This is a genomic window from Rhodoplanes sp. SY1 (assembly GCF_046000175.1).
Classification (GTDB): domain Bacteria; phylum Pseudomonadota; class Alphaproteobacteria; order Rhizobiales; family Xanthobacteraceae; genus Rhodoplanes.
Genome location: NZ_JBEOMB010000141.1, coordinates 1 through 9,859 on the forward strand (window position 1 = coordinate 1; position 9,859 = coordinate 9,859).

The following is a 9,859-nucleotide window of genomic DNA, read 5'->3' on the forward strand; positions in this document are numbered from 1 at the left end:
GGGTCGGGGGTGGGGGGAACGACATCAGCGAAGCACGCCGGCGTCTCCGACGTGCAGACGAAACAAATCAGAACGGCCACACCCCGGCCGGCAGGCCGAGACCCAAGAGCTGCTCGAACACGACGTCGAGCGCGAGGCTGGCGCCGCAGCCGAACAGCACGGCGCGCCACCACGGCTGGCCGCCGAGCACGGCGAACAGCACGCTCAGCATCACGGCGACGGTCGGCACGAAGCCGACCGGAATGAAGGCGAGCGCGGCGGCGAGCAGCATCGCGAGGCAGACGGCGGTCTTGCGGTTGACCAGGACCACGGCGGCGCCGTCGTGCTCGCGCAGCGCCCGCACCGCGCAGGCGAGCCCGAGCAGAACGAGCGCGAGGCCGAGCACGAAGGGCATGAAGCCCGGTCCCGGATTGCCGAGCGAGCCGCGCGGGATCGGCCAGGCGAGCACCGCCAGCGTCACCCCGCCGAGCGCGAGCGCGAGCCCGACCGCCGCATCCCCGACCCAGCGCGGAAGACTCAGGCCCGACATGGGAGGCTCCTCGCATTCAGAGCCGTCATGCCCGGCCTTGTGCCGGGCATCCACGTCTTTGCCGCAAAGCCCGGAAGACCGTGGATGGCCGGGACGAGCCCGGCCATGACGAAGGTGAGGATCATCCTCATCACTGCGCCTTCCGCTCGACGCCGATCGCCTTGGCGACCGCGCCGAGGGCGTCGAGCTCCTGGCGGATCAGCGCGCCCGTCTCCTTCGATCCGAGCACCCGCTGGGTGGCGCCCTGCTTCTCCATGGTGGCCTTGAAGGCCGGCGTCGACGCCGCCTCCATGAACGCCTTCTCGAGCGTGGCGAGCACGGCGGGCGGCGTCCTGGCCGGCGCGATCAGGCCCCACCACAGCACGGTTTCCTCGGCCCCGAGCCCGATGTCGGCGAGGCCCGAGGCCTGCGGCAGCGCCGGGTTCTTCGCGGCCGAGGTGAGCAGCAGGCACTTCGCCTTACCGGCCGCGGCGTGCGGCAGGATCGGCGGCAGCGAGCCGCCGTAGAACGTCACGTGACCGCCGAGGAAGTTGCGCGCCGTCTCGCCGGCGCCGCCGAACGGAACGGCGCGCACCTTGGCGCCGACCTTGGTGAACACCCGCTCGGCGGCGAGCTGCATGGTGCCGCCGAGCCCGTCGTTGCCGTAGGTGAACTTGCCCGGGTTCGCCTTGATCTGGTCGATCAGCTCCTGGCCAGTCGCGGCCGGGAAGTCGGGCGCCGCGCACAGCACATAGGACGAGTAGCCGATCGACATCACGCTGGCATACGAGTCCGGCGTGTAGGGGACCGTGAGGCTGTGCGGGCTCGTGGTCAGCGGCGAGTTCCAGACGAAGCCGAGCGTGTAGCCGTCGGGCTTGGCCGCGCTGATCAGCGTGGTGCCGACCGTGCCGCCGCCGCCGGCGCGGTTGTCGACGATCACCTTCTGCTTGAGGATGTGAGGAAAGGTGTTTGTGCCTGTAGAATCAACGACCTAAGAATCTTATTGGCCCAGTTCTGGCACAGATAGACAAGCACCTTTCAAACTGAAATATAGTTTAGGAATGTATTGACAAATTCGGACGGTTGCAGGAATACTTGCTTAAGTCGCTGCGGCGCTGAAAGTAGAAGCGCTCGGGAATACGGGAACAGGGCGAGAGCCCTGACATTCGATAGACCCAGTACCAGCCCGTTGGTCAAAGCTTCAATCTGGGAGCCGGAGTAACGCCCGGCCAGCGACTAAATTATCTGCGGTGTTGAACGTAGAAACACAAAAGGCAAATACGCCGGGGTAACGACCGGGGAAGACAAGTTTTTCAGTGTTGGCTAGCCCTTTGAGCCACTTGAAGGTAGGCCCCACCAGAACGGGGTGCGCCGGAGTAACGCCCGGCCAGATAATCGGAAGGCGCCACTTAGGTGGCGCTTTTTGTTACAGATTACTTTCAGAAACAGAAGCCCCACACCAAAGCCCTAAACTGTTTAGAGCCAAGGTGTGGGGTACTCCGGTGCTCCCAAACGTGCTGCGGTTTTTGGCATAGGATTTCCCTACGCTATGTCTTCAGGTTCGATTTTAACGATCCAAAAACCTGAAAACGATGCTTGTGATTACGCTTGTGGCCCGAAGGAAGAAATATCCGACCTTTAGCCAGTCATTCAGTTTGGGCAACTTCATCCGCGTCTCCGTGTTGGTTGCATCGGAAATATGATCGCCGCCGAGAGTCGTCTCAAGCCGAAAGTCAAGCCACCCACAGCAAAATCTCGCAGTCCCGGAAATATATCCGTGGATTGCTGTTGATAACTATTGACCTCATTGACAGAATCTCGAATCGGCTCGACGCGGCAACCAATACCGGCACCTACCGGAATGGGCAAGAATCTTAACTGCTACTTTTGGGATGCTGTAAAGCACTGGCCCACAACTGGCACACACCGGCTGCGCCGACATTGATTTTGCTGCACTTTTTTGAGCCCTAGCGCCCCGCAATAAACCGAATTAGACAGCAGTTTCAGCCGCTTAGGGCTCATACAACATTCTGCTTGAGGATCGGCTCGACGGCCTCGGCGATCTGGCGGGCGAACACGTCGGTGCCGCCGCCGGGCGGAGCCGGCACGATCAGGGTGATGGGCCGGGTCGGGAATTCCTGCGCCGTGGCCGCGAGCGGCACCAGCACCGTTGTGGTCAGCGCCGTGCCGGCGAGCGCGAGCGCGCCAAGAATGCCTTTGAGCATTGTTCTCTCCCTGATCACGATCTCGTCCGATCCGGCGCGCCTGCGCGGGCCGGGCTCATCCGACGCGCGAGATCATCTGATCTCGACGTCGTAGCTGAACCGCTCCGCGGGCCCGTGCGAGCGCCGCCATTCGAGCGGCGCCCCGTCGAGCCCGAAGGCGGTGCGGTCGATCACCACGACCGGATCGCCGGCCGCGATGCCGAGCGCCTTGGCGACCGCCGCGGTGGCGCGGCCGAAGGCGATGCGATCGGTGGCGCGCGCCACCGTGATGCCGATCTCGCGCTCGTAGAGCGGATAGAGCAGCCCCTCGAACTTCTCCGCCGGCAGCGTCGCGAGCGTGCGGAAGCGCGGCAGCGGCAGCGCGATCTCGTCGACGACGAGCGGCTCGCCGTCGACGAGGCGCAGGCGCTTCAACCACAGGACCGGATCGTCGGCTGTAAGGGCGAGCGCGCGTGCCGCCTCGCGGCCCGCCGCGGCGGTGCGGCGCCCGACCAGCCTCTGGGTCGGCACCACGGGCTTGCCGCCCTTGCCGGTGTGGCGGAAGAAGCGGAACAGCGTGTTGCCGAGGTCGGCGCGGCGCACGAAGGTGCCGCGCCCCTGCTGCCGCTCGAGGAGGCCCTGCTGGACGAGTCCCTCGATCGCCTTGCGCATGGTGCCGAGCGCGACGCCGAAATCGGAGGCGAGGTCGCTCTCGGCCGGGATCGCCTCGCCCGGCTTCCAGGCGCCGTCCTGGATGCGCTCGGCGAGCGCGTCCTTGAGGCGCTGGTAGATCGGCAGGCGCTGGTCGGACCCGACGGCGTCGGAAGCGGCGTGCATGGCGGCCCTCGGATGGAACGTCGTGGAACGCGGTTGTTTGCGATGCGGACGGCAGGCGGAAGGGCAGCGTGAACGTTACGGAACGGACGTGCGAACGGCGGTTGCGGGTCGGCGATGCGCGCCCCGAAAGGCTCTGGTCAATCGGTCCTATAGAGGAGTATAAGACCAACCGCATTCTCCTGGCAACCGAGCAATGGCCCCCTCCCCCACCGCGCCCTTTCCGCCTCGACTTCCCGCCGTCGACACCCATGTCCACGTCTTCACCCGCGCTCTGCCGCTCGCCGCGGGGCGGCGCCATTCGCCGAAGGGCGACTTCACGCCGGACGATCTGTTCGCCGTGACGGCGCGCCACGGGGTGCGTGAGATCGTCGTGGTGCAGCCTTCGTTCCTCGGCACCGACAACTCCTACCTGCTCGATACGCTGGCGCGCGCGCCGGAGCGGCTGCGCGGCATCGTCGTGGTCGATCCCGGCGTGACCGACACGACGCTCGACGCCTATGCGGCGACCGGCGTGGTCGGCATCCGGCTCAACCTGCTGGGCAAGGATTTTTCCGTCGTGCTGACGCCGGACTGGATCGTGCTCCTGAAGCGCGTCGCGGCGCGCGGCTGGCAGATCGAGATCCAGGCCGAGGGTCGAGCCTTCCTGCCGCTGCTCGACGCGATCGTGCCGCTCGGCGCGCCCGTCGTGATCGATCACTTCGGCCGGCCCGACCCGACGCTCGGCGTCGACGACCCCGGCTTCCGCCGCCTGCTCGCCGCCGGCCCGGACGGCCCGCTGTTCGTGAAGATCTCCGGGAGCTATCGCTGCGGCGGCGCCGATGCGGGCGCCTACGCCCGCGCGCTCGTCGACGCGCTCGGCCCCGGCCGCCTGCTGTGGGGCAGCGACTGGCCGCACACCGAGCACGAGGCGACGCGCCGTTACGAGGACGGCCTCACGGAGCTGCGCACATGGCTGACGCCGGAGCAGCAGGCCGCGGTGGCCGAGACGTCGCGAACGCTGTTCGGGTTTGCGAGGTGATCAGGATCGGACGTTCACCTCTCCCCGTGGGGAGAGTTCTGATCTCGTGCGAGGCACACATCTCTAGTCAACGGGCCGACCGCATGGCGTCGGTGGCGATGGGTCTCTGACGTCATGCCGAGCACGGCGCGGCTCCCTCTCCCCAGCGCAGAGAGGGTGGGGTGAGGGGGTGCCGACGCCGATTGTTTCATCGAGAGGGCGACCCCCCTCACCCGGACTTCGCGCCTTCGGCGCGAACCCCGACCTCTCCCCGCTGGGGAGAGGTGAAACACGCGCCCCGGAACGACGGGATCACCGCCCGAAGCCCGGCTTCCCGAACCGCTGCTCGATCTTCGTCAGGAGCTGATCACGAATGTCGCGGTAGGCGGCGAGGCGCTGGTCGCGGGTGCCCTCCTCGGCGGCGCCGGGATCGAGGGTCGGCCAGTACTCGACGTCGACGGCGAGCGTGCGGGTCAGCTCGAGGGCGCGGTGATGCGCCTCCGGCGAGAGCGTGACGATCAGATCGAAGTTCAGGCCTTCGAGATCCTCCAGCTCCTCGACCGTGATCGGCTTGTGCTTGGAGAGATCGAGCCCGACCTCGTCCATCACGGCGGCGGCGAACGGGTCCGGCTCGCCCTTGCGGACGCCGGCCGAGCCGACATAGCTCTTGTGGCCATAATACTGGCGGAACATCGCCGCCGCCATGGGCGAGCGCACCGAATTCCAGGCGCAGACGAACAGCACCGCTCCGGGCGGCCCGACGGGGCCCGGGGGGGGCATCGCGCTCACCCCTTCCAGTGCAGCACGGTGATCAGCGTGAACAGCCGCCGCGCCGTGTCGAAGTCGATCTCGATCTTGTCCTTCAGCCGCTCCGTGAGCAGCTCGGAACCCTCGTTGTGGAGCCCGCGGCGGCCCATATCGATCGCCTCGATCTGACTCGGCGACAGCGTGCGGATGGCGTCGTGATAGGTCTCGCACATCATGAAGTAGTCCTTCACGAGGCGGCGGAACGGCGTCAGCGACAGATAGTGCGCGACGACCGGCTCGCCGGACTGGTCGCGCACGTCGAACACCAGGCGGTCGTTGGCGAGCAGGAGCTTCAGACAGTACGGCCCGCCGTCGTGGCCCACGGGGGCGAACAGGTTGTCCTCGAGCAGGTCGTAGATGGCGACGGTGCGCTCGTGCTCGATGTCGCGATTGCCGGCCCCGATGGAGTCCTGATCGAGCGTCACCTCGCACAGGCGATGGCTCTCGCGTCCCTCGCGGACCCGTCGGCTCATTCGGCACCCGCCGTCGGCGACAGACGCAACGACACCGAGCGGGCGTGCGCGTCAAGACCCTCGGCCTGCGCCAGCGTCACGGCGGCGGGCCCGAGGGCGGCGAGCTGCTCCGGCCCGCAGCGCAGGAGCGAGGTGCGCTTCATGAAGTCGAGCACGCCGAGGCCGGACGAGAAGCGCGCCGAGCGCGCCGTCGGCAGCACGTGGTTCGATCCCGCCACGTAGTCGCCGATCGCCTCCGGCGTGTGATGGCCGACGAAGATCGCGCCGGCGTGGCGGATCTTCTCGGCGAGCGGCGCCGGGTCGGCGACCGCGAGCTCGAGATGCTCGGCGGCGACCCGATCGGCGAGCCCGACCGCTTGGTCGAGCGTCTCGACCAGGATCACGGCGCCGTGATCGCGCCACGACGCGCCGGCGATTTTTTCCCGCGGCAATGTGGCGAGCTGCGCATCCACGGCCTTCTCGACGGCGGCGGCGAGCGCCGCGTCGGTCGTGATCAGGATCGACTGCGCCGCCGTGTCGTGCTCGGCCTGGGCCAGCAGATCGGCGGCGATCCAGTCCGGATGGGCGGTCGCGTCGGCGATGATCAGCACCTCGGACGGGCCGGCGATCATGTCGATGCCGACCTTGCCGAACACGATGCGCTTGGCCGCCGCCACATAGGCGTTGCCGGGGCCGACGATCTTGTCGACCGGCGCGATCGTCGCGGTGCCCCAGGCGAGCGCCGCCACGGCCTGCGCCCCACCGACCCGGTAGATCTCGTCGACGCCGGCGAGATGCGCGGCGGCGAGCACCAGCGGCGCGAGCTTGCCGCCCGGCGCCGGCACGACCATCACGAGCCGCGCGACGCCGGCGACCTTGGCCGGCACGGCGTTCATCAGCACCGAGGACGGATAGGCCGCGGTGCCGCCCGGCACGTAGAGGCCGGCCGCCTCGACGGGCGTCCAGCGATAGCCGAGCTCGACGCCGAGCGCGTCGGTGAAGCGCTGGTCGCCGGGAAGCTGGCGGCGGTGATAGGCCTCGATGCGGTCGCGCGCGAAGGTCAGCGCGGCGATCTCCTGCGGATCGCAGGCGGCGACCGCCGCGGCGATCTCGGCCGGCGTCACCCGCAGGGCCGCGGCGCCGGCGGCGCCGAGGTCGAGCCCATCGAATCTCTGCGTCAGCGCGACGAGTGCCGCGTCGCCGCGCGCCCGCACGTCGTCGACGATGGCGCGCACCGCCGCCTCGACGTCGGCCGCCGCCTCGCGCTTGGCGCCGAGAAGGGCGGCGAAACGATCCTTGAACGCGGGGTCACGGGTGTCGAGACGGACGGGCATGAGACGGCGGAACCGGCGGGCGGGGAAGGCCGCGACGGCGCGACGGGCGCCGACCCTGCTGCCGCCCGGCTGCAGTCGAGGACGCGGCGGGCGCGACGAGAATTTCTGTCGATCGTCCGGCCCCGGACGGGGGCCGGAGCGGATCAGCGGGGCGCGGCCGAGAGGGCCGGGCTCGCCTGATCCTCGTGCGCCGGACAGGCGGTCGTATCCCACACCGGTCCGAGGTCGGCAAGCTCCACCTCGAGGCACTCCACGTCGAGCCGCAGCTCGCCGCCGCCCGAGAAGATCAGGACGACGCTGCCGCCCGGCGCGGCCGTCTCGACGAACTCGATGGTGAGGAGATTGAGGACGACCTCCTTGGCCTGGCATTCGAGGTTGCGGCACTTCACGGCCAGCACCCGGTCGAACCGCAGCGCGGTGCGGCGACGGCGGAAATGGCCGTTCTCGCAGACCGCGCCCTCCCAGTCGAAGCGGTTCAGGCCCATCACCAGCCGCTTCTCCTGCGGCCGCCAATGGACATCCCCCACCTTCACATGGGCGTCCTGGAGGTGGGTCGCGACGATCTCCAGATCGTCCTGGTCGAGGGCGACGAGCTTGAGTTGATCCATGACGGCGGCTCCTGCTTGTGCCGTAGTTAGGAAACCGACCCGCCCCGCACAAGCCTCGATTGCGTACGGATTGATCATTCGGCCGGATTGGGTCACGCCGGCGCTGCGCCGGCATGCGACGCGCCGGGTCCGCCACGTTGCGGCGATCGAAACGAGCGCTTGGGCGGGCACTTGGTCGGACACTTGGGCGGGCACTTGGGCGGACACAGGGGGCGCGCCGGACCACGCGACGATTGTCCCCCACCCGGGACGGGCCGTCGCTCCCGATCTGATCGCAGCCGTGTGGACCGGCCGCAGGCGCCGGGCCGGTCGGCGCGACCAAGACGGGAACCGCGCCGTCCGGCACCGCGGCGGTGCCGTCGCAGCTCCGCCCGCCGGGGCATCCGGCCCGGCAACGTCAACCTTCCGTTCACCCTTCCGACAGCTCGCCGGGGATGATCGCGGCGCGCGGGCCCGCGGCCCATCCCGCCGCGCGCGGGCGACGCGAGCGCACCACAATTATCGGCCAGGACGGTGGTCGAGCGGGTGCGGCGGACCCTGCTCCGACCGGTCGCCCCACCCGCGCTCGGTCGTCGATGTCGCCCCACCGGCCGTTTGCGAAGCCGGTCCGCCGAGGAGGCCCGGATGTTGTCGTTCAAAGACCTTTTCCAATTGGACCGTTTCATCACCCCGTCGATCATCAAGGTGTTCTACTGGCTGGCGGTCGGGATGTCGGTCCTGTTCGGCCTGTCGGGCGCCGTCTCGGCGCTGGCCCTGATGGTCCACAACATCTTCGGGGGCCTGTTCGGGCTCTTCGCCAGCCTGCTCGGATGCGTGGTCGGCGTCATCGCCGCCCGCATCGCCGCCGAGTTCGTGCTGATCGTCTTCCGCATCAACGAGCACCTCGGCGCCATCCGCAACAGCGGCCGGATGTAGCGATGCGAGGGCAGCCCACCGCCGTCATGGCCGGGCTTGTCCCGGCCATCCACGTCGGTGTTCGAGCGCCGTCGTCAGAACGTGGATGCCCGCGACGAGCGCGGGCATGACGAGGCCGTGGGGTTTCGCCTCACGTCGCGAATCTGAAGTGCAGCACGTCGCCGTCGGCGACGACGTATTCCTTGCCCTCCAGCCGCAGCCGGCCGGCGTCGCGGGCGCCCGCCTCCCCCGAATAGGTGACGTAGTCGTCGTAGGCGATGGTCTCGGAGCGGATGAAGCCGCGCTCGAAATCGGTGTGGATCACGCCGGCCGCCTGCGGCGCCTTGGTGCCGCGCGTGATCGTCCAGGCGCGCGCCTCCTTCGGTCCGACGGTGAAGAAGGTGACCAGATCGAGGAGCTGATAGCCGGCCCGGATCAGCCGGTTGAGGCCGGGCTCCTCGAGCCCGATGGCGGCGAGATAATCGGCCCGCTCCTCGTTCGGCAGGATGGCGATCTCGGCCTCGATCTGGGCCGAGATGACGACCGCGACGGCGCCCTCCTCGGCGGCCCGCGCCTCGACGGCCTTGGAGTAGGCGTTGCCGGTGCCGGCCGCGGCCTCCTCGACATTGCACACGTAGAGCACCGGCTTCGACGACAGGAGGCCGAGCAGGCGGAAAGGCTTCTCGTCCTCGGGGCGCAGCTCGACGAGGCGCGCCGGCTTGCCCTCGCGCAGCAGCACGAGCGCGCGGCTCATCAGATCGAACAGCTCCTTGGCCTCCTTGTCGCCGCCCTTCGCCTTCTTCTCGGCGGCGACGACGCGCTTCTCCAGGCTGTCGAGATCGGAGAGCATCAGCTCGGTCTCGATCGTCTCGATGTCGGCGACCGGATCGATGCGGCCTTCCACATGGGTGATGTCGCCGTCGTCGAAGCAGCGCACCACGTGGACGATCGCGTCGACCTCGCGGATGTTGGCGAGGAATTGGTTGCCGAGCCCCTCGCCCTTCGAGGCGCCGCGCACCAGGCCGGCGATGTCGACGAAGGCGAGCCGGGTCGGGATGATGTCGTTCGACTTGGCGAGCTTCGCCAGCACGTCGAGGCGCGGATCCGGCACCGCGACCTCGCCGACGTTCGGCTCGATGGTACAGAACGGATAGTTCGCCGCCTGCGCGGCCGCCGTGGCGGTGAGCGCGTTGAACAGGGTCGACTTGCCCACATTGG

At 68.7% G+C, this 9,859-nt stretch carries 11 protein-coding genes; 2 read left to right on the forward strand and 9 right to left on the reverse strand.

Annotated elements, in window-relative coordinates:
* Positions 1-67: 67 nt before the first annotated feature.
* From ABTU92_RS25730 to ABTU92_RS25745, 4 genes are all read right to left on the reverse strand, one after another.
* On the reverse strand, positions 68-529 hold the full coding sequence (locus ABTU92_RS25730; RefSeq protein ID WP_408094456.1) for a tripartite tricarboxylate transporter TctB family protein: 462 nt from the start codon (positions 527-529) through the stop codon (positions 68-70).
* Positions 530-659: 130 nt separating this feature from the next.
* A complete protein-coding gene (locus ABTU92_RS25735) occupies positions 660-1,463 on the reverse strand; it encodes a tripartite tricarboxylate transporter substrate binding protein (RefSeq protein ID WP_408094466.1) in 804 nt (267 codons plus the stop codon).
* A 1,063-nt stretch (positions 1,464-2,526) separates the two neighbouring features.
* On the reverse strand, positions 2,527-2,733 hold the full coding sequence (locus tag ABTU92_RS25740) for a hypothetical protein (RefSeq protein ID WP_408094457.1): 207 nt from the start codon (positions 2,731-2,733) through the stop codon (positions 2,527-2,529).
* A gap of 72 nt (positions 2,734-2,805) precedes the next feature.
* A complete protein-coding gene (locus tag ABTU92_RS25745; protein WP_408094458.1) occupies positions 2,806-3,549 on the reverse strand; it encodes a GntR family transcriptional regulator in 744 nt (247 codons plus the stop codon).
* A 193-nt stretch (positions 3,550-3,742) separates the two neighbouring features.
* Between ABTU92_RS25745 and ABTU92_RS25750 the strand changes: the two genes are divergently transcribed.
* Positions 3,743-4,567: an amidohydrolase family protein gene (locus ABTU92_RS25750; protein ID WP_408094459.1), complete on the forward strand. Its 825-nt coding sequence runs from the start codon at positions 3,743-3,745 to the stop codon at positions 4,565-4,567.
* 291 nt (positions 4,568-4,858) lie between these two features.
* On the opposite strand, the gene ABTU92_RS25755 is transcribed toward ABTU92_RS25750, so the two are convergent.
* The 4 genes from ABTU92_RS25755 to ABTU92_RS25770 form a co-directional block, all read right to left on the reverse strand.
* Positions 4,859-5,326, reverse strand: coding sequence for a low molecular weight phosphatase family protein (locus ABTU92_RS25755; RefSeq protein WP_408094460.1), 468 nt, complete (start codon positions 5,324-5,326; stop codon positions 4,859-4,861).
* A 5-nt stretch (positions 5,327-5,331) separates the two neighbouring features.
* Complete coding sequence (locus ABTU92_RS25760; protein WP_408094461.1) at positions 5,332-5,826, reverse strand: UPF0262 family protein; 495 nt, start codon at positions 5,824-5,826, stop codon at positions 5,332-5,334.
* Positions 5,823-7,139, reverse strand: a complete 1,317-nt coding sequence (gene hisD / locus ABTU92_RS25765) for a histidinol dehydrogenase (RefSeq protein ID WP_408094462.1) — start codon at positions 7,137-7,139, stop codon at positions 5,823-5,825. The genes ABTU92_RS25760 and hisD overlap by 4 nt, the downstream gene beginning before the upstream one ends.
* 143 nt (positions 7,140-7,282) lie before the next feature.
* Entirely contained in the window at positions 7,283-7,747 is a 465-nt protein-coding gene (locus tag ABTU92_RS25770; protein WP_408094463.1) for a DUF2948 family protein, read from the reverse strand.
* Between the two features lie 624 nt (positions 7,748-8,371).
* On the opposite strand from ABTU92_RS25770, the gene ABTU92_RS25775 reads away from it, so the two are divergent.
* Positions 8,372-8,662, forward strand: coding sequence for a DUF4282 domain-containing protein (locus ABTU92_RS25775; protein ID WP_408094464.1), 291 nt, complete (start codon positions 8,372-8,374; stop codon positions 8,660-8,662).
* 130 nt (positions 8,663-8,792) lie between these two features.
* Here the strand turns inward: ABTU92_RS25775 and ychF are convergent.
* Positions 8,793-9,859: redox-regulated ATPase YchF (ychF, locus tag ABTU92_RS25780; RefSeq protein WP_408094465.1), on the reverse strand; the 1,067-nt coding region annotated here is incomplete at its 5' end.

Bases quoted from the DNA above. Each gene is read 5' to 3' on its own strand.
- ABTU92_RS25730 (WP_408094456.1), bottom strand. From the start codon at position 529: ATGTCGGGCCTGAGTCTTCCGCGCTGGGTCGGGGATGCGGCGGTCGGG.
- ABTU92_RS25740 (WP_408094457.1), bottom strand. From the start codon at position 2,733: ATGCTCAAAGGCATTCTTGGCGCGCTCGCGCTCGCCGGCACGGCGCTG.
- ABTU92_RS25745 (WP_408094458.1), bottom strand. From the start codon at position 3,549: ATGCACGCCGCTTCCGACGCCGTCGGGTCCGACCAGCGCCTGCCGATC.
- ABTU92_RS25750 (WP_408094459.1), top strand. From the start codon at position 3,743: ATGGCCCCCTCCCCCACCGCGCCCTTTCCGCCTCGACTTCCCGCCGTC.
- ABTU92_RS25755 (WP_408094460.1), bottom strand. From the start codon at position 5,326: ATGCCCCCCCCGGGCCCCGTCGGGCCGCCCGGAGCGGTGCTGTTCGTC.
- ABTU92_RS25760 (WP_408094461.1), bottom strand. From the start codon at position 5,826: ATGAGCCGACGGGTCCGCGAGGGACGCGAGAGCCATCGCCTGTGCGAG.
- hisD (WP_408094462.1), bottom strand. From the start codon at position 7,139: ATGCCCGTCCGTCTCGACACCCGTGACCCCGCGTTCAAGGATCGTTTC.
- ABTU92_RS25770 (WP_408094463.1), bottom strand. From the start codon at position 7,747: ATGGATCAACTCAAGCTCGTCGCCCTCGACCAGGACGATCTGGAGATC.
- ABTU92_RS25775 (WP_408094464.1), top strand. From the start codon at position 8,372: ATGTTGTCGTTCAAAGACCTTTTCCAATTGGACCGTTTCATCACCCCG.